We start from the raw sequence: 25,446 nt of genomic DNA, 5'->3' as shown, positions 1-25,446 counted from the left end.
TTCACGTATGTTCGTTGCATCGGACGCAACACGTCATGCAGTCTGTGCGCTGGTGTCGAATCGACCGGAAAGGCAGAAGGATCAGGCCTTTCAGGCATCCTCTCCCAAACTTTCAAAGCCCGGTCGGCAACGATCGGGCTTTTCTTTTGCCCGCGGTTCGCACTTTACATAACAAGGGCGACCGGACCGCTTCGCGCCGGCCGGCCGCCCCTGCATCCTGTCAGCGTGTCAGGCGAAGACGCCGCTGTTCCACGGTTCGACCGTCGGCAGATCCACGCCCAGGTCGCCGACGTCGCCGAACACCAGCTCCGCCATGAAACCGCCGCCGGTCTCGGCAGAAACGGTGGTCAGCGTCACGTCCACCCGCACGACGTCGAACCCGTTGCGGTATCCGGTCAAGTCGCCCAGATCGATCGCCGCGTCGTCAAAGAAGGCGTCCGCCTCTGCCTTGTCGGCGAAGGTGCGGGTGAACAGGCTGATGCCGTCGACGCTGATGTCGAGCTGCAGCGTCTCGAACCCGGCGCCCAGCACCTGCCCGTCGGTGAGGCCGATGATGCTGTTGCCGATACCGTCCAGCTCGCCCAACGCGATCTCCACCGCCATGGTGTTGGTGATGGTCTGCAAGGCATCACCGGTGCTGGCCTTGACCCCGCCCAGCAGCGTGGTGGAGGCAGCCTCCACATCGGTGCCGAAGGCGGCGCGCACCGCATCGTTGCCGGCCAGCAACGCCGCCAGCGCGTTGTCGTCTATACCGGCATTGACGATGGCGAAGGCGTCCGCCCCGTCCACCAGCGACAGCGCATCGCCGCCCGCCTGCGCCCGCGCGACCAGCACCGCCGTTTCATCCAGCGACAGGGCTGCGCCGCCGGTGACGTTGACCGGGCTGTCCAGCAGGCCGGCCCCGGCGCGCACCGCCGCGCTGCCGCTGGTGCCATCGACCGTGATCGTGGCATCGGCGATACCGCTTTGCGCCACGCCCGCCCCGGCCATCGCCGCAGCGGACACGGCCAGCGCGCCGCCCGCGACGTCCAGCACCGATGTGGCATTGCCGCCCGTCGCGCCGCCGATCGGGCCACTTTCGTCCAGTTGCCGGCCACCGGCGCCACCGGCCGCCTCCAGTTGGATGGTGACAAAGCTGCTGGCGACGGACGCGGCAGCCGCGTCATAGGTCAGGCGGGAGGACGCATCCGCGCCCGCCGCCGCAACGCCGTCCGTGCTGCTGCCGCCCGCGCCGGCATAGGCGCGCTGCGTCAGCACCAGGTCGCCCACGGCCGTGCCGGACACCACGTCGACGAGGTTCACCGCCGCGCCGCTACCGCCATCGGCGCCGAAGAACCCATCGCCACCATTGCCGCCGAAGGCCCCGACATTGGCCGCGGCGCGATCAATGCCGTTGGCTTCTGCCCGCACGGTGCCGATGGTTCCGCCATTGCCGCCACGGGCACCGCCGAAGCCGAGGCCGCCATTGCCCCCGAACAGGTCGATCAGCGTCTCGGACTGCTCCCCACCGAAGGACGAGCCCTGCGCGCTCGCCGATCCGCCATTGCCGGCAAAGCCGGAATCGACGCTGTCTCCGCCATTGCCGCCCTCCACATACAGCCAGGTGAGCGCAGTATCGGTCGCGCGGCTGGAGGCGATGATGTCGGCCGCGCCGCCATCCCCCGCGATCGCCCCGGCGATCGCCGCACCGCCCGCGCCGCCGCGGGCATCGCCGGTGAAACCGGCGATATTGTCGCTCTGCAACGCGCTCTCGACCCGTGCATCCCCACCATCGCCGGCCCGCGTGCCGGTGCCCAGCGCGCTGCCGCCCGCCCCGCCACGGGCACGGCTGTCGGCATAGAGCTGCGTGGCCGTGGGCGCTGCGACGGTGAGGTCGTAGTCGAGCCGCGCGGCGGCATCACCCCCCTGCCCGCCATTGCCGCCGCCCGACGCATTGCCGCCAGCGCCCGCGACCGCCGCATTGTTGACCATCACGCCGCCGCCATCGTTCGTCGCCTCGACCGAACCGTCGATCCGCGCATTGCCGCCATTGCCAGCGGTGGCACCGTTGCGCCCGTCGCCGCCATTGCCGGCATGCGCCTCCGCCAAAGCCTGCACATTGTAGCCGCCCGTGCCGCTGGCGGAGGCGAAGACCTGGCCGGCGTCGAGACCATTGGCGCCGCTGAAGCCCACTCCCGACCCGGCGCCGCCATCGCCCGCGCGGCTGATCGCCGCCGCCGTCGCCAGCCACTGGCTGTCGGACACGATCCGCGCCGTCGTCACCAGCGCCTCGCCGCCGACGCCGCCATTGCCCTCGCCCAGCGCATCGCCGCCCGCGCCGGCATAGGCTTCGACCGCGGCCAGCTTCTGCGCCTGCTTGTCGGTCGATCCGATGCGGATGTCGGCGAAGGCCGTGCCGCCAGCCGCGCCGCCCCGGCCACCGCCAGTGGCCCCGTCACCGCCGCGACCACCATTGGCGTAGCTGATGCTGTAGGCCGAACTGGCGGTCATCGTGGCGGAGGTCAGCGCGATGCCGCCATCGCCGCCGACGCCGTTCACCGTCTGTGTCCCGCCATTGCCCCCGGTCGCGGTGATGAAGGCCAGCGCCTCCGCACTCTGCGTGGCGGCGGTGCGATCGTCGAAGAACAGGGTGGAGCGGGCATCGCCGCCATTGCCGGCGCGGCCGGTGTCGCTGTCACCGCCATTGCCACCGATCGCCTGCTGGTCGCGCACCGACTGGCCGCCATCGGTGATCGCGGTGACGGCGTTCAGCAGCGCGGCATCGCCGCCACGCCCACCATCGGCGCCGTTGATCCCCGCACCACCATTGCCGCCGGTGGCGATGGCGACGGCGAGCGCGGCCACCTCCTCCACGCCGCTTCCCGCCAGTTGGGCGAAGGCGGTGACGTCCGTCGCGCTGCCGCCGGCGCCGCCGGTCGCGCCCGCGCCGTTGCCGGTGCCGCCATCGCCCCCGGTGCCGCTCGCCTGCGCGGTTGCGGTGGAGAGCGCATCGTCACGCCCGCTGATGGCGATCGCGCTCACCCCGATCGCGTCACCGCCTGCGCCGCCATCGCCGCCGCGAGTGCCACCCGCGCCGCCGCGGCCGCCGGTCGCATCCGCCACGGCGGCAAGGTCGCGCAACGTGGCGGACTGCGCCTCCGCCCGGGCGGAGGCATCGCCGCCTTCGCCACCGTCAGCGCCAGGGGAGCGCGCATTGCCATTGCCGCCGCGTCCGCCAACGCCGCCCGTGGCGCGTGCGCGCACATTGCGATCTTCCGCCGTCAGGTTCTCGGCGCGGACCGTCTCCCCCGCGCCGCCGTCAGTGGCGACCCCGCCATTGGCATTGGCATTCAGACCGCGCGAACCGGAATTGCCGATGATGCGAACCAGACTCATGGTTAATTTCTCCCTGTTGCAGGTTGAAAGACGGAATCGAAGTCAGGTCGCCTTGATCATTATTAAAATCTGTATCGCGCCGCCACGCCATAAGTGCGCGGCTGGTTGGTGTAGCCCGATATGGCGAAGGGCTGCGCCACGGAATCGAACAGTGACAGCAGGTATCGGTTGTCCAGCAGGTTGCGCGCCCACAGCGACAGCTCGACGCCCGGCCCCTCCATCAGGTACGAGACCGAGGCGGACAGCTCGTTCACCTCGCGCGTGAACTGGTCGGCGGCGGCGATCGCGGCGTCCTGCCCCCGGCTGATGAACCCGGGCAGCCCTTCCACGATGTTGGTTTCGGATTCGTGGTGGAAGGTGGACCGCAGCACCAGCTCGTCCCCGTTCAGCAGCGGCTGGGCCCATTGCCCGCTCAGCACCACAGTCCATTCCGGCACCCCGGCCACGCTGCGGCCCGACAGGTCGCCGACGGAGGCGAGCGGGAATTCCTGGTATTCCGCGTCCAGCCAGGTGACGCCCAGCGTGATCGTCAGCGGGTCGACCGGGTTGGCCGCCGTCTCCAGCTCCACGCCCCAAGTCCGCTGCTTGCCGGCATTGGCCAGGAAGAAGCCGGTACCGGTGAAGATGTTGGACTGGAACCCGTCGATATCTTGGCGGAACCCGGTCAGGTTCGCGGTGTAGCGGCCCCAGTCGGCCTTGGCCCCCAGCTCGATCACGCTCGCCTCCTCCGGCCCGGCGAAGCGGCTGCCGTAAGTGAGGTTGTTCACCACCAGTCCGGCACCCGCGAGCGCGGCGGCATCGGCCGCGAACGGCCGACTGTCGCGCGACAGGTTGAAGGAGCTGGCCTTGAAGCCCGTGGCGTAGCTTGCATACAGGTTCAGCGCCGCCGTCACGTCGTACGCCAGCCGCAGGGTGTAGGCGAAATCGTTGTCGTCCGTTTCCCCGCTTTCCACCGCGTTGGGGATGTTGACGAAGGGCGGGAACAGCTGCAGCGCCCGCGCGCCCAGCAGCGGGTTCACCTGCGCGTTGCCGGCATTGGCCGCGGCGAACGCCGCCGCGCCCGCCTGCACCTGCGCGAAGCCGGCGGGATTGGCCTGCGCGAAGCCGCCGATCTCCGCTTGGGTGGCCGGGCGGCCCAGCCGCAGCAGATTGCCGACGGTGGTGGCGATGCCTTGCGCGGTGATCGCGCGGCGACCCGCGTCCACCAGGTCGATGCCGGAAAACACGTCGGACGATCGGTAGGCGGTGGTCGCCCACTTGTCGTCCATCGTGTAATTGCCGCCCACCGTCAGCGTCAGCCCGTCCGCCAGCTCGGCATCGAACTGCCCGAACAGCGACAATGCCCGGTTCTCCAGCGTGAAGGTGCCGGTCTCGCTGACACCGGGCACGAAGAACCGGCCGAGATATTGCGCCGGATTGCCGTACAGCGTGCCCAGCGTCCCCTCCAGCCGGGTCACCGCCGCGCCGGTGCCGGTGCCGCCGATGCTGAGGTCGGCAAAGGTGCGGAAGGCATCCCCGGTGACGACATCCTGCCGTTCGCGCACCCGCTCGTCGAAATAATACAGGCCCAGCAGCGCCGTGACCGGGCCGAACGTGCCGGTGGCGCGCAGCTCCTGCGTGAAGGTGTCGATCCGCTGGTCGTAGAAGCGGCGCAGCAGGTCGGCGGAGGTGAAGTCAACGTCCTGCCCATATTCCGCCTGCGTATCGCGGAATGCGGTGATGGAGGTCAGCGCGACCGGTCCTGTGTCCCAGTCGATCTGGGCCGACACGCCGCCATTGTCGATCACGTTGGTCGACGGGAAGTTGTTGTAGACGACATTGCCGAACCGGTCGTCTGGATCGCTGACCTGCCCGCCCAGCGCGCGGATCGCGGCGGTGGCGGGGGAGCTCAGCAAATTGACCACGCCGCAGCAATTCTCGTCGATGCGGTCGTAATCGACGATCAGCCGGACGCTGAGGCCCGCGCCATTGTCGAACAGCCCCTGCCCGCGCAGGAACCAGCGGTCCCGCTCGTTGGTGCGGGTGCCCGATCCCTCGTCCCGGTTGTAGCCGTCACGCCGGTTGATCCCGCCCGCCAGGCTCACCGCCACCCGCTCATCCAGCGGCGCGCTGACATAGGCGCGCGCGACCAGCGCGTCGTAATTGCCGTATGACAGCTCGGCCGATCCGGTGGGCGTGAAGCTGGGCGATCGCGTCACGATGGAGATGACGCCCGCGCTGGCGTTCTTCCCGAACAGCGTCGATTGCGGGCCGCGCAGCACCTCGATCCGCGACACGTCAGGCAGGTCGCCGATCTGGGCGGAGGCGCGAGAGCGGTATACCCCGTCCACGAACACGCCGACCGATGGCTCGATGCCCGGATTGTTGGCCCCGTTGCCGAAGCCGCGGATGATGAAATTGGTGTTGGCGCTGCTTTGCAGCTGCGTCACCCGCAATGACGGCACCACCGTCTGCAGGTCGCGCAGGTCGCGGATCTGCTCGCGCTCGATCGTCTCGGCCGTGGTGACGGTGACCGCGACCGGGATCTCCTGCAGGGTCTGTTCGCGCTTGGTGGCGGTGACGATGATCGCGTCCGCGTCCTCTCCGGCATAGGCGGCATTCCCGGCGCTGTCCTGCGCCAGCACTGCCCCCGGCAGCAGCGCCATGGCGCCGGCCCCGCACAGCATCATTCCCAGCCCGCGCGCGGGGAGACCCTGCGTGACGATCATTGGCACCTCTCCATCGCTCCCTGATCGACACCCCTGCCGGTGCGGGGTGACGTATCGTATAAGTACCGGATAGATGGACGATTGTCGGGTGGCAATCGCCTGGATGCGACCGGTTACCGCGCGCGCAACGCCTCACGCACGGGGCCCGGCAGGGTGTAGACCGCCTGCCGCTGCGCCCCGCGGTTCGCGTGATCGACGCGCCAGCCCTGGTAATGCCGGGTCAGCAGCCCGGCGCGGACCAGTTCGCTGACCGCGCGGCTGACATTGGTGCGGCCCGACTGGCGCACCCGTTCGCGCACCTCCGCCTCCACCACTCGCGTCGCCTCCGCCGCATCGGTCGGCAGCGCCCCGGCCAGCGCCAGGTCACGCCGCACGCGGTCGGCGATGGCGCGGCGGCGCGGATCGCGCCGGGCGACCGGGACCAGCGCATCGCACAGCCAGTCGCGCACCGGCACATCGCCGCCATCGCTGCGCACGTAAGGCCCCGCCGCGCCTGCCGCCCCGCCCGCCTCCGCGATCAGGTTCAGCACCATGAAGCAGTAGCGCGGCCGCTGGCACGCGGCGGACAGCCGTTCCAGGATCGCCGGCAGGTCCAGCACGCAGCGACCCGCCGACACTTCGGCCACGGGGGCCGGCGCCGGGACGGGAGCAGCGAAGAGGTCGGGCTGGATCATGCCGGAACAGATGAAGCACACGGCGGACTCGCTGTGAATCCCCTTTCCGGATTGGTCGCACTTTGACCACGGATGGCACTTTACCGGGCGCGCGCGGGGTAAAGTGCCACTGGCGGCAAGGTTGTTCGCCCCCAGCTTGTCTGTCATGTGATGAATCCATGAACGACCTTGCCGTAACCGACCTGCGTGCGGAGCAGACCACCGACCTCCTCGGCACCGATGTGCGCCATCCCCGCCTATCCTGGCGGATGGAGCATGGCGCCGCCCAGCGCAGCTATCGCATCCGCGCCGCCGCCGATGCGGGGCTTTCCGGTCCGCTGCTGTGGGACAGCGGCATCGTCTCGTCAGATGTCTGCTTCGACATTCCCTATGGCGGCCCGCCGCTTGCCAGCGGCCAGCGGGTCTGGTGGTCGGTGGAGATCGCTGACGATCGCGGGCAGACCGCCCGCTCCGCTCCCGCCTGGTTTGAGGCCGGCCTGCTCTCCACCGCCGACTGGCGCGGCGCCTGGCTGGAGGCGGAGGACGACGTCGCCGCAGCCGAACGCGCCGCGGACGTCACCTGGATCTGGAGCGACACCGCGCTCGACCCCCGGCCCCACGCCTTCCGCCTCGACCTTGAACCCGGCGAGGATATCGTGCGGGTGGAGGTGCTGGTGTCGGGCAAGGACCATCTGCGGCAGGTCTGGCTGGACGGGGAGCCTGTCGCGCTGGACCAGCCGTGGGATTATACCACTCCACTACCCTATTGGGGCACGCTCAGCCCGGTCGTCGTGCCGCCCGGCGCACGGCCGCGTAGCATCTGCGCACTGGTGGAGGCGGACGTCACCGGTTTCTTCCCGGTGGATGGCGGGGCCTTCGCCGCGCTGGTCCGGCTGCACCGGCGCGACGGCAGCGTAGAACTGGTCGCCAGCGGCCCGCGCTGGCGGGTCCGCGCGGACCCACCGGCGGGTTGGCAGGCGCCCGGCTTCGATGCCTCCGCCTGGGAAACTGCCGTGCCGAGCGGTGCCAACACAAGCAACGATCCCCGTCCGGCGGAACCGGTCATGCAACTCGCCGCCCAGTTCGATGCGCGTGGGCCGGTCATGGCGGCGCGCCTCTACGCCACCGCGCTCGGCGTCTATGACGCGTCGATCAACGGCACCCGCGTGTCGGACGCGGTGCTCTCGCCAGAGATCAGCGTCGCGGAGCGGCACGTATTCTTCCAGACGTACGACGTCACATCGCTGATCGTGGAGGGTCGCAATTCCATCGACGTGCTGGTGGGCGATGGCTGGTATGCCGGCGCGTTCGGCTGGCGGATCGAACGGTACGGCTTCGGCCCCGCCCCGCGCCGGTTCCGGGCGCAATTGCGGCTCGATTATGCCGACGGCTCGCACGAATGGGTCGCCACCGGCCCCGGCTGGCAGATCGCGCGGTCGCCGATCCTCAGGTCGGAGATCTATGACGGCGAGGTGGTCGATGCCCGCCGCCAGCCGGCCGACTGGCGCCCCGCCACAATCGGCGCCGATCCCGGCATCGCCCTGCTGCCGCTGACCTCCCCACCGCTGCGCCCGGTGGAAGAGTTGCGCGCGCGCTCGGTAACGGAACCCGCGCCGGGCCGGTTCGTGTTCGACTTCGGGCAGAACTTCTCCGGCTGGGTCCGCATCACCGCCAACGGCGCGGTGGGCACCACGATCACCGCCCGCTTCGCCGAATTGCTGCACGCGGACGGCACCGCCGACCTCGCCAATCTGCGCCTCGCCCGCGCCACCGACCGGTTCACGCTGGCGGGCACCGGGGAGGAACGGCTCGAGCCGCGCTTCACCTATCACGGCTTCCGCTATGTCGAGGTGGAGGGCTTCCCCGGCACGCCCGGCATCGAGGATGTGGTCGGCATCGTCGTCCACAATGATTGCCGGGTGACGGGCGAGATCACCTTCCCCAAGGCGCCGCTGTTGCAGGCGATCACCCGCAATGCGTTGTGGAGCCAGAAGTCGAACTTCTTCGCCGTGCCGACCGACTGCCCGCAGCGTGACGAGCGGATGGGATGGATGGGCGACATCCAGGTCTTCGCCGATGCGGCCGCCTTCACCATGGAGGTCGGGCCGTTCCTGCGCCGCTTCCTGGTGGAGGCGCGCGCGGCGCAGCGGTCCGACGGCGGTTATCCCATCGTGGTGCCGCAGCCGCGATCCTACCCGGACGTCACCACCGCGGGGTGGAGCGAGGCGGGCGTGATCCTGCCCTGGCTGCTGTGGCAACGCTATGGCGATACCGCCGCGATCCACGAGAACTGGGACGCGATGGAGGCATGGATGGCCCATGTCGTCCACCACAACCCCGATCATGTCTGGCGCAACGAACGTGGGCTGGACCTCGGCGACTGGTTGTCCGTCGATGCGGTGAAGCCCGATGACGAGACCACCCCGCGCGGCCTTTGCGCCACCGCCTATTGGGCCTGGTGCGCCGCCCTGATGGCGGAGATGGCGGCGGCGACCGGGCGCGATGCCGCCGCCGCGCGATATCGCGAGCTGCGCGCCGCCATCGGCGGGGCCTTCGCGGCCGAGTACCTGGCGGCGGACGGCACCGCGGGGAATGGCAGCCAGACCAGCCAGATCCTGGCGCTCTACATGGATCTCGTCCCCGCCGGACAGCGCGCCGCCGCCGCCGGGGTGCTGGCCGCCGACATTCGCGCGCGGGGCATGAAGCTGTCGACCGGGTTCCTGGGCACGCCCTACATCCTCGACGTGCTGGCCGATGCCGGAATGCTGGAGGAGGTCACCGGCCTGCTGCTCCAGACCGGCTACCCCAGCTGGGGCTACATGGTGGCGCAGGGGGCGACGACCATGTGGGAGCGGTGGAACGGCGACACCGGCGATCTCGCCATGAACAGCTACAACCATTACGCCTTCGGCGCGGTCGTCGGCTTCTTCTGGCGACGGCTGGCGGGCATCGCGCCCGCCGCGCCGGGCTTCCGCCGCATCGCGGTGCGTCCGCTGTATCTGCCCGAGATCGGCCCGGTGCGGGCGCGGTATGACAGCGTGCTCGGCCCCATCGCCACCGCGACGGAGGGAGATGCCGACGGCCTCACCGCCCTGTCGCTCAGCGTGCCACCGAACAGCGTGGCGGAGGTGGAGCTGCCGGATCGTGGCCGCTGGATGCACGACGGCCAAGTCATGCCATCCGCCCGCTTCACCGTGCCATCCGGGGAGTACCGCTTCACCCTCGCCGATTGACGCGCTGCTTCTCACCCGCTAGTCATAATACGTCTTATGACATGGGAGAGATGCTGGTGGTTACGCTCTACGGGCAAGCGATGACCCGGCGTGCTTTGGCGGAACGCACCGGCAGCCTGTCGCAATTCGCGGGCGTGCGCTTGTCGACGCTGGGCGACGGGGTGGAGCGCGGCAACCGGCTGCTGGAGTTCCGCACCGGCAGCGGCATGCGCTTCACCGTGCTGGTCGACCGGGCGATGGACATCGCCGAATGCGAACATGCCGGCCGCGCGGTGGGCTGGCACTCGCCGTCCGGCTTCCGCCATCCCTCCCTGCACGATTACGAGGGCGAGGGCGGGCTGGGCTGGTTCCGCTCCATGTCCGGGCTCAACATCACCTGCGGCCTCGACCACACATTGTTCATGCATGACGATCCCGCCGGCCATTACCATTATGGCCCGCGCAAGGCCATCTCCTCCTCCCTCCATGGCCGCATCGGCACGATCCCGGCGCGGCTGACCGGCTATGGCGAGGAATGGCACGGCGACGAATGCGTGCTGTGGGCCGAAGGCGTGGTGCAGCAATCGACCGTCTTCGGGGAGGACCTGCACCTCCACCGCCGGATCGAGGCGGATGTCGGCGGCGATGCCATCCGGCTGATCGACCGGGTGGTCAATCACGGCTTCTACCGCACGCCGCATATGTATTGCTACCACATCAATGTCGGCCATCCGGTGCTGGCGGAAGGGGCTCGCTACGTCGCCCCGATCCGGCAGGTGCTGTGGGCCGCGCACGAGGCGGAGTACCGGGCGCAAGGCGTGGGCTATCGCACGGTGCCCGCGCCGATCCGCAACTTCCACGAACAGGTGTGGCAGCATGACATGGCGCCTGACGCGCAAGGGCGCGTCACCGTGGCGCTGGTGAACGAGGCACTCGGCTTCGGCTTCGCGGTGGAGACGCTGAAGGACCAGTTCCCCGCCATGTACCAGTGGCAGAACTTCCACGCCGGCCATTACGCCATGGGGATCGAGCCATCGACCAACCACGTCCTCGGCAAGGATTTCGCGCGCGAACGGGGCGAGCTGATCTGGCTGGAGCATGGTGAGGAGCGACGATACGACACCGTGCTGCGCGTTCTGCCGACCAGCGTGGCCGTCGGCGAGGCCGTGGCGGCGATTGAGGCGGTGCAGCGCCAGCCGCAGGACGAGTACCCGCAGCCCACCGGCAATTTTCCGGCCATCACGGGGCGCGCCGCATGAAGGGCCGTAGCGTCCTCTACACCGGCGCGGCGGGCGGGCTGGGGCTGGAGACCAGTGTCCTGCTGCTGCAACGCGGCGCGGTCGTGGTCGCGGTGGACAACGACCCGGCCAAGGTCGCGCAGTTGCAGGCCGCGGCGGAGGGGCACGGCCGGCTGATCGTTTCTACCGCCGATCTGTCGGATCTCGCCGGCTGGCGCACCGAACTGGAACGGTTAGTGGCGGAGACCGGCGGGGTCGACGTCGTCATCAACAATGCCGCGATCTATCCCGCGAAGCCGTTCGACGAGTTCACGGTGGAGGATCACCAGCGCGTTCAGCGGGTGAATGTCGATGCCGGCATCGTCGCGGTGCAGGCCGCGCTGCCCGCCATGCGCGCGCAGGGATGGGGGCGGATAATCAACGTCTCCTCGATCACCATCTCCGGCGGGTGGGCCAGCCTGTCGCCCTACGTCGCGTCGAAGGCGGCGCTGGTCGGCCTGACCCGCGCCTGGGCGCGCGAGTTCGGGCCGGACGGCATCACCGTCAATGCCATCGCGCCCGGCGCCTTCCCGACCGATGCCGAGAAGATCCATCCCGATCCCGAGGGGTACAACCGCATGGTGCTGGACGCCCAGGCGGTGAAGCGGCGCGGTACCGCCGCCGACATCGCCGCCGCCATCGCCTTCCTGGCGGGGGACGAGGCGGGATTCATCACCGGCCAGACGCTGCACGTCAACGGTGGCTGGGTCATGGCCTGAGGAACAGTGACGACATGACCATCCTATCCGGCATCCGCGTGCTCGACTGCTCCATCGCCATGGCCGGGCCGCTGGCGGCGATGCGGCTGGGCGACATGGGGGCCGACGTCATCAAGGTGGAGCCGACCACCGGCGAATGGCAGCGCCACGCCGCCGCCGGGGGCGCGACGGGTAAGGAGATCAACGTCTCTTTCCTCTCGCTCAATCGCAACAAGCGTTCGCTGGCGGTCGACCTGAAGGCGCCCGATGGCAAGGCGCTGCTGCTGGAGATGGTCAGGACCGCCGACGTGTTCCTGCAGAACTATCGCCCCGGCGTGGCGGAACGGCTGGGCCTCGACTACGCCACGCTGTCGGCGATCAACCCCCGGCTGATCTACGTCTCGATGTCCGGCTATGGCGAGGATGGGCCGTATCGCCTCTATCCCGGGCAGGACCTGCTGCTGCAGGGCATGTCCGGCGCGATGCTGTCGGCGGGCGCCGATGGCCAGCCGCCCGCGCCGGCGGGGCAGTACCTGGTGGACGCCGTCACCGCCTATTCCGCGTTTGAGGGCGCGCTCGCCGCCCTGTTCCACCGGGAACGGACCGGAGAGGGCCAGTTGGTGCAGGTCAACATGCTGGACGCGATCACCACCCTGCAGATGCAGGAGCTGTCGGTCTTCACGGTCGGCAACAAGCCGCAGACCCGCTCCGCCGAGGCGCATGCCCACAGCTACATCCGTGCACCCTACGGCGTGTTCGCCACCAGCGACGGCTACATCACGCTTGCCATGGCGAAGCTGGCGAAATTGGGCGAGGTGCTGGACGATCCGTTCTTCGCCAGCCTGAACGAGGAGCGCGACGGCTGGACCCAGCGCGACGCGATCTTCGCCCGGATCAGGGAGCGGCTGACCACGCGCAGCAGCGCCGAATGGCTGGCGGCGTTCCGCGCGGCCGACATCTGGGCGGGGCCGGTCTATGGCTATGCCGATCTGGTGGATGACCCGCAGATCCGCCACAACGGCACCTTTGTGGAATACGACCACCCGACGGAGGGCCGCGTGAAGACACCGGGCTTTCCCATCCGCTTCTCAAAGACGCCGTCCGCCGTCACGCGTGGCGCGCCGCTGGTGGGCGAACACAGCCGCGACGTGCTGGCCGAATTGGGGCTGGACGATGATGCCATCGACCGGCTGATCGATGCCGGTGTTGTAAGGCAGCACGCATGACCGACGACCTCGCCTTCACCATCGCCGATCATGTGGCGACGATCACCATCAACCGTCCGGCTAAACTCAACGCCATGACCCCCGCCATGGCGGACGCGCTGGTCGCCGCGGTGGCGGAATGCAACACGTCCGACGTGGTGCGCTGCGTGATCGTGACCGGGGCGGGAGAGAAGGCGTTTAGCGCCGGGTCGGATATCACGACGCTCGATGCCTATGCGACCGCCTGGGACTTCCGCAACCGGGCCGATTATTGCGACGCGCTGCGCGCCTGCCGCAAGCCGGTGGTGGCGGCGATCAACGGCTACGCGCTGGGTGGCGGGCTGGAGACGGCGCTCGCCTGCGATATCCGCATCTGCAGCAGCAATGCCCGCTTCGCCGCGCCGGAGATCAAGCTGGGCTGGATCGGCGGCGGCGGCATGGCGGCCGGGCTGTCCTACGCCATCGGATCGTCCAACGCGGCGACCATGCTGTTGACCGGCGACATGATCGACGCCGGTCAGGCGCTCGCCTGGGGTCTCGTCAGCGAGGTGCATGACCCCGCCGCATTGCTGCCACGCGCGCAGGAGCTTGCCCGCACCGTTGCGTCGCGCGCGCCGATCGCGGCGGAGATCGGGAAACTGAACCTGCGCGCGGCATTCACCATGCCATGGGACAAGGCCGTGGAATATGAGCGGGAATTGCAGGCGATCTGCTTCGCCACGGAAGATGCAGCCGAAGGCCGCGCCGCCTTTGCGGAAAAGCGCGCCCCGGTGTTCCGCCGCCGCTGAATGACCGGCGCCCTGCTCCGCGTGGATGCGGCGGTATGCCGCTGGTTGGAGGAACAGGGCACGCCGCTGGTGCTGGGCTTGTGCGGATCGCAGGGATCGGGCAAGTCGACCCTGGCGGCCCGCCTCGCCGACCGGATGCAGGCGCGCGGCGTCGCCACCGCGATCCTGTCGCTGGACGACCTCTATCTGCCCGGCGCGGTCCGGGCGGATCTCGCGGCGCGGATCCACCCGCTGCTGCGCACCCGCGGCGTCCCGCTGACGCATGACGTGGCGCGCGGGGCGGCGGTGATCGACGCGATCCGAACCCGCCAACCCACCGCCCTGCCCCGCTTCGACAAGGCGCATGACGAACCGGCGGCGGACACCGCGACCGTCGCCGATATCGACCTGCTGATCTTCGAAGGCTGGTGCGTCGGCGCCGTGCCCCAGGACGAGGTCGCGCTGCTGGAACCCGTCAACGTGCTGGAGCGGGAGGAGGACCCCGCCGCCATCTGGCGCCGCGCCGTCAACACCGCGCTCGCCACCGACTACGCCGCCCTGTTCGCGCGGATCGACCGGCTGGTGCTGCTGGCCGCGCCCGGCTTCGACGTGGTGACGGGCTGGCGGACCGAGCAGGAGGAGACGCTGCGCCGGCGGGTGGCGGCAACCGGCGGCGACGCCTCCGCACTGATGGACGCGGCCGCCATCGCTCGTTTCGTCCAGCATTACGAACGCCTGACCCGCCACATCCTGGCGGAGATGCCGGGCCGCGCCGACCTGACGCTGCGGCTGGACCCGGACCGGCGGGTGCTGGCCTGACCGGGCGACGCCGCCATTTCAGTATTCGACGTAGTAATCCTTGCGGAAATCCTCCCCCGAATAGGCGCGCAGCATGGTCCAGGGCAGCGGCGGGGCGGTCCAGTATGGATCGCTGGCGGGCAGGCCGAGCGCGATCAGGCTTTCGGACGCGATATACATGCTGCCGGCATTGGAATAGATGTCGCCCAGCGTCGGCTGGTGGCGAGCGAAGCCGATCGTCAGGTAACCCGCATCGTTGAAGTTGCTCGGATCGGCGAAGACGCGGCGCTGCGCCGCCATGGTCGCCGCACGGACCTGCCCGGGCGGCAGGGTGTCAGGCAGCAGGCCGTGCCAGGCGAGGAAGCCCAGCGGCTGATGCACCGCCGTGCGGTAGGTGAGGGATCGGCCCACCGCGGCATAGGCCCCATCCGGCCCGATCATCCGCTCCACATGCTCGGCATAACGCTGCGCGCGCCTGATCGCGAGCTCCAGCTCGGCGGCGGGCTTGAGGTTGTTGAACGCCGGCTCCCCCGCGGCTAGCGTCTGCAGGATCTGCACCAGCATGGGCTGGATGACGTAGCTGTTGTAATAATCGAAGTGGAACCGCGGCCCATCGCCGTACCAGCCGTCGCCGGCATACCATTCGAGGAACTTCTTGATGGCGAGGTCCACGCGCATCGGATCCCATTCCTCCCCGATGGAGAACAGGAACGCCTCGTTCATGGCGGCGAACAGGATCCAGTTCTGGTACGGCGGGGATACGCGGCGCAGCCCTTTGATCTCCTCCACGATGCGCCGTTGGGTCGTGCGGCTGAGCGGTTTCCACAGTGCGTCGGGCGCGCGCAGCAGCGCGCTGGTGAAATAGGCAGAGTCCACCAAGGCCTGCCCGTGGCTGCGCCACAGCAGGTAATCGGGGCTGGCGGGATCGACCGAGTGGGTGAAGCTGGCCAGCGCCTGGTCGCGCAGGCGGGCGCGCAACTGCCCCTCTGGCGAAGGATCGTCCGGCAAGGCGAGCCATGGCGCCACCCCGTCCATCAGGCGGGCGAACGCCTCCATATAGGCAACGTGCGGGTCGCGGCCGTCCCAGGTGGGGCTGAGTTCCGGGGTCCATTCGCGCTGCAACCGCCCACGCGCCATGGGGCCGAGCACCGGCTCCGCCATGCGGCGCAGCAGGTCCACCGAATAGGTACGGTCGGCAGTGCCATCGCCTAGCGACTTGGCACTCGCCGGGCCGGCAGCGTTTGCTGACTGCGCCATGGCGGCCGTTGCGGCAAGCGCCCCTGCCCCGCTCACCGCGCCCACCAGCAGCCCGCGACGCCCGATTTCGCCGTTCGGCGCCCCATCAACCCACATGCTCATCCACATCTCCTCTCGCCTGCTATGTTATACGGCTTATCCGACAGGCGGCAGGGTAACTTGATCGATACTATCAGACCCTGCGCCTAAAGCCTTGTCAAACCATCACAATACTCTCGGACCTGCCTTCACTCAGTATGACTGGGCAGCCCCACCGAAGGCAATTGACACTAAATTAAATTGATATGATAACTGATTTAAACCGCGGCAAGCGGAAAGGTCAGGAGAGGTACAATGGCACGACGCGTTCTGGTTGGCGCAGCATCCCTCGGCGCACTCGCCGTCCATTTGCTGGCAGTGCCGGCCCTCGCCCAAGGCGCGCCGCAGCCGGACAGCCCCACCGCCCCGACCGCTGTGCTCTCCGATGCGCAGGACGAAGGCGCCGGCGAGGAGATCGTCGTCACCGGGTTCCGCCGCAGCCTTGCCGAAGGGCTGGAGCTGAAGCGGGAGGCGATCGGCGTGCGCGATTCGATCGTCGCGGAAGACATCGGCAAGTTCCCGGAGGCGAACATCGCGGATTCGCTGCAGCGTATCCCCGGCGTGATCCTGGGGCGCGACGGCGCCTCCAACGAAGGACAGCGGATCAGCATTCGGGGCCTCGGGTCGGACTTCACGGTGACCACCATCAACATGGCGCCGGTCCGCACGACCTCCTCGCTCAATGTCGGCTCGTCCGCGCGGGACTTCAATTACGACGTCTTCCCGTCGGAGCTGTTCGGCCGGGTGGACGTCTACAAGACCCCGCTCGCCAATCTGGAGGAAGGGGGCATCGGCGGCAATGTCGACCTGCAGACCCCGCGTCCGTTCGACAGCAATGGCCGCGTGATCCGCTACACCGCTCAGGCCAATTACAACACGCAGTCGAAGGAATGGGGCCCGCGCGGATCGCTGCTGGTCAGCGACACCATGGGCGATTTCGGCGCCCTGTTCGGCATCGCCTATTCGCGCACGGTGAACGAACGGTCGGGCTTCCAGTCCACTGGCGGGTACAATTCCTCCGTCATCGGATCGGGCGGGTACAACACGCCCGCCGGACGGCCCCGCCCGCTGGTCGGCCCATTCGAATTCCAGCTCGACCTCGACAATCCGCGGGCCAATTTCGGCAGCCTGTCGCGCGATCAAGTCGCCAATGGCTACCTGCCCCGCTTCTATCGGGTATTCGCCTCCAACAACGAGCGTGAACGGCTCGGCCTGGTCGGCTCCCTCCAGTACAAGACGGACCGGCTGGATGTGAGCCTGGACGGCATCTATTCGCGGCTGACCGACAGTTCGGACGAATATACGTTCGGCGTGCCGGTGCGTAACAGCCGCACGGTGCGCGGCACCACAAGCCCGCCGGGGCGCGGCACCAATTCCGGCCTGATCCCGCTGAACGTGCAGCTTGACGAATACAACAATCTGTACGGCACGTTCGGCAATACATCGCTGCTGACCGAAAGCTTCTACCGCGATGGGGAGACCGAATTCCTGTACGGCATCCTGCGCGCGCAATACCAGATCAGCGATAACCTGACGCTTTCGGCGCAGGGCAATCTCAGCAAGAGCGAGGCGCACCTTTCGCAGAACCGCATCGTCAGCAACATCTACAGCGTCGACACCACCTTCGATCCGTCGGCCGATGTCAGCTACCCCACGATTTCCTCCCCGGTCGACTTCACCAATCCGCGCAACTGGACGGACCCTTCGCTCGGCTTCGGCGACTCGTTCGAGGACGACAAGCAGCGCAACGCCCGCGCGGTGCTGGACTGGACTGTGTTCGACGATGGGGAGCGGATGTTCGCGGTCAAGTTCGGCGGCAGCTACGTCTCCACCACGAAGGAGGTCGCACGGCGCGACAGCAGCGGCCTGGCCGCGACCCGCACCCTGCCAGGCGGCGGCACATTCCGCACGATCGACGTCTTCTCCTACATGGATCCGTTCGTGCAGTTTGGCGCGCTGCGCAATGGCGGCAATGACGGCTTCCCGTCGCAATTCGCCACGTTCTCCCGCGATTTCGTGCTGAACACGCTGGATGCGAACGGCGCGAACGAGGAAGCGCCCTTCCTGCTGAACGGCGCGTTCGAGGCGGAGGAGGCGGTCGCCACCGGCTTCCTGGAAGGCAATTTCAAGGTGCCGCTGTTCGGCAGCGAGTTGCGCGGCAATGTGGGCCTCCGCTATTCCGACACGCGCACCATCATCAACAATTACGTCAGCGCGGGCGCCGGCCGGTTTGAACCGGCGGAACGGCGCGGCGGGTACGACAACTGGCTGCCGTCGGCGAGCCTGGCCTTCGACGTCACGCCCGAACTGACGCTGCGCGCATCGGGTGGGCGCACGATCACCCGCAATGCCCTGTCCACCATCGCCGGCAGCACGGTGGTGCCCAACGTGTTCAACGCGGACGTGACGGTCGGCAATCCCGACCTACTGCCGCAGATCGCCGACCAGTACGACCTGGTGGCGGAATGGTACTTCGCCCCCGGCGGGCTGCTGAGCGCCGGCGTGTTCCAGAAGGACATCCGCAACCGCCCCTTCGCTTTCCAGGACTTCGTGCCCTTTGGCTCGCTCGGCCTGTCGCCCAGTGCGTTCAACGCAACCTCGCTGGGCTTCCCGGACGGCAACATCCCCGACGATTTCCAGATCCGCCGCACGGTGACGATCAACCAGGGCGACCTGAACCTGCGCGGGCTGGAACTTGCCTACCAGCAGAACTTCACCTTCCTGCCCGATCCGTTCGACGGATTGGGCGTGACCAGCAGCTTCACCTATATCGATCAGGAAGGCGGTGACTTCGTCGCATCGTCTGGCACCACGCGGTCGATCTCCTTCGTGCCCGAATATTCGTACAGCATCACCGGCTTCTACGAAAAGGGTCCGTTCTCACTGCGCGGGTCGTACAATTACCGGGCGAAGACGGGCACGTCGTTCAACAATCTGGGCAACGACCAGATCGTGTACTTCGCCCCGCAGGGCTATCTGGACGGTACCGTCAGCTACCGCATCAACGATTATATCGAGCTGCGGCTGGATGCGCTGAACATCACCAACGTCAACACCTACACCTATTACGAGAACCCGGATCAGCCCGACGGCAACGGCCTGTCGCGGCGCGACAATTCCTTCTTCAACGGTACCACCATCGCGTTCGGTATTCGGGGAAGGATCTGATCCCTCAACTGGCGCGCCGGGTCCCTGCCCGGCGCGCCATTTTTTCGGGTAGTCTCAGGAGCAAGGTGCATGTTTGTCCGAATGCTGGCGCTGCTCGCCGCCGCGATGATCGCCAGCCCCGCCACCGCCAGCGCGCAAGGATCCGCGATACCCGCCGGGGAGGCGGAGCCCATCGCCCTCGCCACCCGGCTGGCCGAATGGCAACTCGCCCGCATGCAGGACGCGGACCTCATCAGCCGCGCCACCCATGCGACCCGCAATCCGCGCGCGTGGGAGCAGGCGGTGTTCTGGGTCGGCATGACCGCGCTGGCCGATGCGGGCGCCCCGCCGGCCATTCGTGACGCGATCATCGCCATGGGCCGCGGCAACGACTGGCGCCCGGGCGAACGCCCCTACTTCGCGGATGACCACGTGATCACGCAAAGCTATCTGTGGGCGGCGGCGAACGGCATGGGCCCGGCCGCACGCACGGCGACGCAGGCGACGTTCGACCGGGTGGTCGATCGGCCGGCCGTCACCACGCTGGCGTTCCACGTCCCGCCGGAAGGGTACGACGCGGCCGAGTGCCTGACCCGCTGGTGCTGGTGCGACGCGCTGTTCATGGCGCCGCCGGCCATGCTGGAACTGAGCCGGCAGACCGGCGACCCCAAATACCGCGACTTCGCCCTGCGCGAGTTCTGGGCCATCACCGACTTCCTCTACGATCCGGCGGAGCGGCTGTATTTCCGTGACAGCCGCTTCTTCGACCGGCGCGACGAACAGCAGCGCAAGCTGTTCTGGGCGCGCGGCAATGGCTGGGTGTTCGCCGGCATGGCCCGGATCATCCCCTATTTGCCCGAAGGCAGCGCGGAGCGGGAGCGGATGGTGACGCTGTTCCGCCAGATGGCGGACAGGTTGCGCAGCCTGCAAAAGGCCGACGGGACCTGGGCACCGTCCCTGCTCGCGCCCGAAGGGTCGCCGCGTGAATCCAGCGGCACCGGCTTCTTCACCTATGGCATAGCGTGGGGTGTGCGCCAAGGCATCCTGCCGCGCGCCGAGTACGAGCCTGTTGCGCGACGCGGCTGGGCGGCTCTGGTGGACTCGATCCAGCCGGACGGGCGGCTCGGCTGGGTCCAGCAGGTGAGCGACCGGCCCGAGGAAGTGGCCGCATCGGACACGCAATATTACGGAGTCGGCGCCTTCCTGCTGGCCGCGACCGAGATCGCCCGACTTGACAGTGCCCCCCGGTGAGCGAGCATCGCCGCCGACCCGATCAATGGAGTAACATCATGCGCCTCGGCCTTTCCTTCCTGGCCACGCTGCTGCTGGCCTGCGCGGCGTCGGTCACCGCCGCGCAAGAGACGGAGGTGCCGCGCATCGTGACGCAGGATGGCCGGCATGCGCTGCTGGTCGATGGCGAGCCGTTCCTGATGCTGGGCGCGCAGATGAACAATTCCAGCGCCTGGCCCGCCATGATGCCCAAGGTATGGCCGGTCATGGACACGCTGGGCGTCAACACGCTGGAGGTGCCGATCGCCTGGGAGCAGATCGAGCCGCGCGAGGGGGAGTTCGACTTCAGCTATCTCGACCTGCTGCTAGCGCAGGCGCGCGAACGCAACGTGCGGCTGGTGCTGCTGTGGTTCGCCACCTGGAAGAACACCAACCCGCAATATTCGCCCGCCTGGGTGAAGCTGGACAATGGCCGTTTCCCGCGCATGTTGGCGCCCGACGGCACGCTGCATTACGCGTTGTCGCCCCATGGCGAACGCACGTTGGAGGCGGATGCGCGCGCGTTCACTGCCTTCATCGACCATCTGCGGCAGGTGGACCCGCAAAATACCGTGCTGATGGTGCAGATCCAGAACGAGGCGGGATCGTACAATCTGGCACGCGACCATTCGGCGGAGGCGAACCGCCTGTTTGCAGGCCCTGTGCCCGATGCGCTGGTGCAGCGCCTGGGCAAGCAGCCGGGCACCTGGTCCGACCTGTTCGGCCGCGATGCGGAGCTGTTCTTTCATTCATGGCACGTCGCCAGTTACATCGACCGGATCGCCGCCGCGGGGAAGGCGGTAAAGCCCATTCCCATGTATGTGAACGCGGCGCTTCCCGGCAGCCCGTTCAAGTGGCAGGACCCCAACACCTATGCCAGCGGCGGTCCGGCGAACACGGTGATCGACGTGTGGAAGGCGGCGGGCCCCAACATCGACCTGCTGGCGCCCGACATCTACACCACTGATCCGGCGCTCTATCAGGGGTTCCTGGACGCCTATAACCGGGCGGACAATCCGCTGATGATCCCCGAGACGGGCCGCACGCGCGATTATGCGCGGTTCTTCTTCGCGGCGGTGGGCGACGGGGCGATCGGCTGGGCGCCGTTCGGCCTCGATCACAGCCGCTTCCGCACCAGCCGCCCGGTGACCCCGCTGATGGATGCGGAGGCGCTGGCCCCGTTCGCGGCCAATTACGCGCTGTTCCGCCCGATCGCGCGGTTGTGGGCGCGGCTCGCCTTCGAAGGGAAGACCTGGGGCTTCGTGGAGCCGACCGACCCCGCTGCCAACCACGCGCAGGCGAAGCAGATCGGCCGCTATCAGGTGACCGCCTCCTTCGGGCGGGGAGATTTCGGCAATGCTCCGCCAACCGGCAACGAGTATCCGTCCGGCGGGGCGGCGATCGGGCAGATCGGGCCGGACGAGTTCCTGGTGACCGACTTCAACACCCGAATCGACTTCGCCATGGCCAACCCTGAAGAAGCGAACCTGATCTTCGAACGGGTCGAGCAGGGCCATTATGACGATGCCGGCAATTGGGTGTTCGAGCGGGTGGTGAACGGCGATCAAGTCGATTGGGGGCTGAATTTCAGCACCGCGGCGCAATTGCTGCGGGTGAAGATCGCCACCTATCCCAAGCGCTGAGGGGAGGAGCGGAACCGTGACGCACAGCATCGATCGCCGCGCTTTCTTAGCGGGCAGCGCCGTTCTGGCCGGCTGCACCGCCGCCGGCCCCCATCCAGCCACCGGCGGCCATCGTCCCGCCGCGTTCATCCGCCGCGACGGCATGCGCCTGATGGCGGGGACGGAGCCGTACCGCTTCGTCGGGGCGAATGTCTGGTACGCCGCCTGGCTCGGCGCCGATGCGCCCTATGGCGACCGTGCACGGCTGCGGCGCGAGCTGGACACGCTGCGGGCGATGGGCGTCACCAATCTGCGCATCATGGCCTCGGGCGAGGAAGGCCCCTTGCGCAACTCGATCAAGCCGGGCTTCCGCGATGCGGGCGAAGATTACAACGCGGCGCTGCTGGGCGGTCTCGATTTCGCCCTGGCGGAGATGGCCGCGCGGGGCATGCGGGCGGTGCTGGCACTGACCAATTTTTGGGAATGGTCGGGCGGCATGATGACCTACCTCACTTACGTGAATGGCGGCCGTTACATCGACATGAACGATCCGGCGCATCCCTGGCCGGCCTTTGCCAACATGAATGCGCAGTTCTACGCCAGCGAGGCGGCGCAGGCGCTGTATCGCGACTGGATCCGCACAATTGTGACCCGCACCAACGGCGTGACGGGCATGCGCTATGCCGACGATCCCACGATCATGAGCTGGCAGCTCGCCAACGAGCCGCGCCCGGCGGGCGACATGGCGCATGCCGACCTGCCGCAATTCACCGGCTGGGTGGAGGGAACGGCCCGCTTCATCAAGTCGCTCGACCCCAATCACCTGGTGTCCACCGGCAGCGAGGGGCTGAAGGGTTCGCTGGAGCAGCCGGACATCGCGCTCGCAGCGCACCGGCCGGATGCGATCGACTACCTGACCGTGCATATTTGGCCCAACAACTGGGGCTGGGTGGATCAGCGGGACCTGCCCGGCACCTATGACGGTGGGCAGGCGCAGGTGGCCGACTACATCGCCCGACACGAGGCGCTGGCCCGCCAGTTGGGCAAGCCCATGGTGATCGAGGAATTCGGCTACCCCCGCGATGGCGGCAGCAACGATCCGGCGGCGCCCACCACCTACAAGGATCGCTTCTACCGCCAGATACATGCCGCCACGCTGCGTAGCATGGACGAGAGTGGGCCGATCGTGGGGACGAACTTCTGGGCCTGGAATGGGGAGGCGCGCGCGGCGCATGCCGACTACCGCTTCCGCGACGGAGACCGGCAATATATGGGCGACCCCCCGCACGAACCGCAGGGCTGGTACGGCATCTTCACCGGCGACAGCACGATCCGCCTGATCGCCGACCATGCCGCCGCGATCGGGCGGGTGCCGGCCTAATCGGCCGCCGGCCGCAGGATCATCGCGGCCCCGCCGGACGGCGCCAGCTTCACGCGCAGCGGGCGGCGCGTGTGCACCTGCCGGCTGCCTGTCTCAACCGCGTCAGGCGCGCTGCCGTCCAGCCAGTGTTCGACTGTGAAGGCGGGGCCGAGCTTCGCCAGCGGCAATTCCACAGTGCGGCCCTCCAGGCCGTTCATCACCCCCACATACCAGTCAGTACCCTTGCGCCGGGCAACCGCGATCCATTCGCCGACCTCTCCCGCCAGGAACCGCGTCTCGTCCCAGCTCGCCGGCACCTGCCGGATGAAATCCAGCCCGGCGGGGCTGGCGGCGTAGGTGTCGGGGCTGTCCGACACCATGCCCACTGGGGAGAGATAGACCGCATACATCGCCAGCCCGTGCGCGCGCGTTGTCTGGACGTTGGGCAGCGTGCTCTGCACCGTGAAGTCGGCGGGCGCCGTGTTGCGGAACCCGCCGGGGGTGTAGTCCATCGGCCCCAGCATGCCGCGCGTATAGGCGAGCATGACATTGTGTTCCGCCGTGATCCGCCCGGTCCACTTGTTGTATTCGGCGCCCAGCACGCCTTCCTGCGTCATGAAGTTGGGGAAGGTGCGCGTCAGCCCGCGCGGGGCGAAGGCACCGTGCAGGTTGACCATCAGGCGATGCCGCGCGGCGGCGGACAGCAGCTTCGTGTACCAGTTCACCATCCACTGGTCGTCCCGGTCCATGAAATCGACCTTGATGCCGGCGACGCCCGCCTGTTCGTAGACGGTGAGCGCCTCCTCCATCTGCGCGTCCAGCGCGCGCCAGTTGGTCCACAGCCAGATGCCGACGCCGCGGTCCCGCCCGTAACGCACTACTTCGGCCAGGTCGAAGCCGGGCGCCGTGCGGGTCACGTCCGCGCCGGGGCGCACGACGCCTGCCCCGCCGGCACCGGCATACCACCCTTCGTCCACCATCATGTATGGAAGGCCATTGGCGGCGGCAAAGTCGATAAACGCCTTGGCCGTCGCGGTGTTGATACCGGCCTGCGGCACCGCGGCGAGGCTGGGACCGTTCCACCAGTCCCATGCGGACAGGCCGGGTTTGATCCAGCCGGTGTCGGCGAGCCGCGACGGTTCGGCGAGATCGGTCAGCAGCGTAGAATCCAGCAACTCGCCCGCATGATCGCCCAGCATCACCACCCGCCACGGCGTCGCGACCGGGCTGCCGACGCGCGTACGCACGGCCACACGTGGATCGTCCAGGGATGGTGACAGCTTGGCCCTGAGGCCCAGCCCGCCATCGCCGCGCCCGGTCAGGTACATGCCGGCAAAATCGGTGAGATCCGCCTCCGCCAAGGCGAAAGCGGCGCGGTCCGTGCGGCACAGGAACGGCACGTCGAACAGATTGTGTTCGTGCGTGCGGGTGGTATCGATCGGATCGAACTCGCCCTCATGACTGCGGCCGAAGCTCCCGGTGTTGAAGCCCCAGCATTCGTACGCCTGCGCAAAGCGGAACTCGGTCAGCTCGTCGCGCACCAGCGTCGCCGCCGTGCGCGGCTGCACCGGCAGCACGGTGCGGAACGCCACCCCATCGTCATAGGCGCGCAGCACCACGTCCATGCTGCGCGGCTCGGCGCCGCTCTCGCGGAAATGCACGGTCAGTTCGCGATAGGGCGCGCCCCCTTCAGCCGCCTTGCCGGCCACGATGGGGTAGGTCTCGGCCCCGTCGCGCCGGTCGGCACCAGCGATGGCCATGCCGGGGCCGATGCGATCATCGGTCAACTCCAGCACGATGGCGGACGGGGCCAGGATCACCTGCCCGTCGCGCAGCACCGTGTAAGTCGGGCGGCTTTGCGCATCGGTCGCCACGCGCACCACGTTGCGGCCATCGGGCGATTGCAATTCCAGCGGTTGCGCCGGGCTTTGCGCCAGCGCCGGCAGCGCGAGGAGACAGCCCAAGGCCGCGCCGGCCAACAGACTTCCCGCACGCATCCGCACCTCCCCTGATCCCGCCG

Annotated in this window: 15 protein-coding genes; 10 read left to right on the top strand and 5 right to left on the bottom strand. The window is 68.4% G+C overall.

What is annotated here, in order from left to right; genetic code table 11:
• Positions 1–228 precede the first annotated feature (228 nt).
• The 3 genes from V5740_RS14160 to V5740_RS14150 form a co-directional block, all read right to left on the bottom strand.
• Positions 229–3,375, bottom strand: coding sequence for a hypothetical protein (locus tag V5740_RS14160; RefSeq protein ID WP_347304663.1), 3,147 nt, complete (start codon positions 3,373–3,375; stop codon positions 229–231).
• Positions 3,376–3,437: 62 nt separating this feature from the next.
• Positions 3,438–6,083: a TonB-dependent receptor gene (locus tag V5740_RS14155; protein ID WP_347304662.1), complete on the bottom strand. Its 2,646-nt coding sequence runs from the start codon at positions 6,081–6,083 to the stop codon at positions 3,438–3,440.
• A 113-nt stretch (positions 6,084–6,196) separates the two neighbouring features.
• Positions 6,197–6,757 (bottom strand): hypothetical protein, encoded by a 561-nt coding sequence (locus V5740_RS14150; RefSeq protein WP_347304661.1) that lies wholly within the window; start codon positions 6,755–6,757, stop codon positions 6,197–6,199.
• Between the two features lie 158 nt (positions 6,758–6,915).
• Here V5740_RS14150 and V5740_RS14145 point away from each other — a divergent pair, with 158 nt between their 5' ends.
• Genes V5740_RS14145 through V5740_RS14120 form a run of 6 tightly spaced genes read left to right on the top strand, consistent with a single transcriptional unit; the run spans position 6,916 to position 14,714 of the window.
• A complete protein-coding gene (locus V5740_RS14145) occupies positions 6,916–9,969 on the top strand; it encodes a family 78 glycoside hydrolase catalytic domain (RefSeq protein ID WP_347304660.1) in 3,054 nt (1,017 codons plus the stop codon).
• A 56-nt stretch (positions 9,970–10,025) separates the two neighbouring features.
• Positions 10,026–11,207 (top strand): aldose 1-epimerase family protein, encoded by a 1,182-nt coding sequence (locus tag V5740_RS14140; RefSeq protein ID WP_347304659.1) that lies wholly within the window; start codon positions 10,026–10,028, stop codon positions 11,205–11,207.
• Positions 11,204–11,944, top strand: a complete 741-nt coding sequence (locus V5740_RS14135; protein WP_347304658.1) for an SDR family oxidoreductase — start codon at positions 11,204–11,206, stop codon at positions 11,942–11,944. The genes V5740_RS14140 and V5740_RS14135 overlap by 4 nt, the downstream gene beginning before the upstream one ends.
• Positions 11,945–11,958: 14 nt before the next feature.
• Positions 11,959–13,149, top strand: coding sequence for a CoA transferase (locus V5740_RS14130; RefSeq protein WP_347304657.1), 1,191 nt, complete (start codon positions 11,959–11,961; stop codon positions 13,147–13,149).
• Entirely contained in the window at positions 13,146–13,916 is a 771-nt protein-coding gene (locus V5740_RS14125) for an enoyl-CoA hydratase/isomerase family protein (RefSeq protein ID WP_347304656.1), read from the top strand. Before V5740_RS14130 ends, V5740_RS14125 begins: the two co-directional genes overlap by 4 nt.
• Complete coding sequence (locus tag V5740_RS14120; protein ID WP_347304655.1) at positions 13,917–14,714, top strand: kinase; 798 nt, start codon at positions 13,917–13,919, stop codon at positions 14,712–14,714. It begins immediately after the preceding gene.
• A gap of 18 nt (positions 14,715–14,732) precedes the next feature.
• Here the strand turns inward: V5740_RS14120 and V5740_RS14115 are convergent, their stop codons facing one another.
• The gene (locus V5740_RS14115) at positions 14,733–16,046 is read right to left on the bottom strand and encodes a DUF2264 domain-containing protein (RefSeq protein ID WP_347304673.1); all 1,314 of its coding nucleotides are present in this window, start codon (positions 16,044–16,046) and stop codon (positions 14,733–14,735) included.
• A gap of 237 nt (positions 16,047–16,283) precedes the next feature.
• On the opposite strand from V5740_RS14115, the gene V5740_RS14110 reads away from it, so the two are divergent.
• The 4 genes from V5740_RS14110 (at position 16,284) to V5740_RS14095 (ending at position 23,447) form a co-directional block, all read left to right on the top strand.
• A complete protein-coding gene (locus tag V5740_RS14110; protein ID WP_347304654.1) occupies positions 16,284–19,196 on the top strand; it encodes a TonB-dependent receptor in 2,913 nt (970 codons plus the stop codon).
• A 69-nt stretch (positions 19,197–19,265) separates the two neighbouring features.
• On the top strand, positions 19,266–20,426 hold the full coding sequence (locus V5740_RS14105) for a glycoside hydrolase family 88 protein (RefSeq protein WP_347304653.1): 1,161 nt from the start codon (positions 19,266–19,268) through the stop codon (positions 20,424–20,426).
• A gap of 38 nt (positions 20,427–20,464) precedes the next feature.
• Positions 20,465–22,087 carry a DUF5597 domain-containing protein gene (locus V5740_RS14100; protein ID WP_347304652.1) on the top strand — a complete coding sequence of 541 codons (1,623 nt, stop codon included), beginning with the start codon at positions 20,465–20,467 and terminating at the stop codon, positions 22,085–22,087.
• A 16-nt stretch (positions 22,088–22,103) separates the two neighbouring features.
• Entirely contained in the window at positions 22,104–23,447 is a 1,344-nt protein-coding gene (locus V5740_RS14095; RefSeq protein ID WP_347304651.1) for a cellulase family glycosylhydrolase, read from the top strand.
• Here the strand turns inward: V5740_RS14095 and V5740_RS14090 are convergent.
• On the bottom strand, positions 23,444–25,423 hold the full coding sequence (locus V5740_RS14090) for a glycoside hydrolase family 97 protein (protein WP_347304650.1): 1,980 nt from the start codon (positions 25,421–25,423) through the stop codon (positions 23,444–23,446). The genes V5740_RS14095 and V5740_RS14090 overlap by 4 nt on opposite strands.
• Between the last annotated feature and the right edge of the window lie 23 nt (positions 25,424–25,446).

The sequence above is a fragment of the Croceibacterium sp. TMG7-5b_MA50 genome (assembly GCF_039830145.1).
Lineage (GTDB): Bacteria > Pseudomonadota > Alphaproteobacteria > Sphingomonadales > Sphingomonadaceae > Croceibacterium.
The sequence above is the reverse complement of the archived record's forward strand: the minus strand, read 5'-3'. Positions and strand labels throughout refer to the sequence as shown.

Coding starts and splice junctions, on each gene's coding strand:
- V5740_RS14160 (WP_347304663.1), bottom strand. CDS start 3,375: ATGAGTCTGGTTCGCATCATCGGCAATTCCGGTTCGCGCGGTCTGAAT.
- V5740_RS14155 (WP_347304662.1), bottom strand. CDS start 6,083: ATGATCGTCACGCAGGGTCTCCCCGCGCGCGGGCTGGGAATGATGCTG.
- V5740_RS14150 (WP_347304661.1), bottom strand. CDS start 6,757: ATGATCCAGCCCGACCTCTTCGCTGCTCCCGTCCCGGCGCCGGCCCCC.
- V5740_RS14145 (WP_347304660.1), top strand. CDS start 6,916: ATGAACGACCTTGCCGTAACCGACCTGCGTGCGGAGCAGACCACCGAC.
- V5740_RS14135 (WP_347304658.1), top strand. CDS start 11,204: ATGAAGGGCCGTAGCGTCCTCTACACCGGCGCGGCGGGCGGGCTGGGG.
- V5740_RS14130 (WP_347304657.1), top strand. CDS start 11,959: ATGACCATCCTATCCGGCATCCGCGTGCTCGACTGCTCCATCGCCATG.
- V5740_RS14125 (WP_347304656.1), top strand. CDS start 13,146: ATGACCGACGACCTCGCCTTCACCATCGCCGATCATGTGGCGACGATC.
- V5740_RS14120 (WP_347304655.1), top strand. CDS start 13,917: ATGACCGGCGCCCTGCTCCGCGTGGATGCGGCGGTATGCCGCTGGTTG.
- V5740_RS14115 (WP_347304673.1), bottom strand. CDS start 16,046: ATGTGGGTTGATGGGGCGCCGAACGGCGAAATCGGGCGTCGCGGGCTG.
- V5740_RS14110 (WP_347304654.1), top strand. CDS start 16,284: ATGGCACGACGCGTTCTGGTTGGCGCAGCATCCCTCGGCGCACTCGCC.
- V5740_RS14105 (WP_347304653.1), top strand. CDS start 19,266: ATGTTTGTCCGAATGCTGGCGCTGCTCGCCGCCGCGATGATCGCCAGC.
- V5740_RS14100 (WP_347304652.1), top strand. CDS start 20,465: ATGCGCCTCGGCCTTTCCTTCCTGGCCACGCTGCTGCTGGCCTGCGCG.
- V5740_RS14090 (WP_347304650.1), bottom strand. CDS start 25,423: ATGCGTGCGGGAAGTCTGTTGGCCGGCGCGGCCTTGGGCTGTCTCCTC.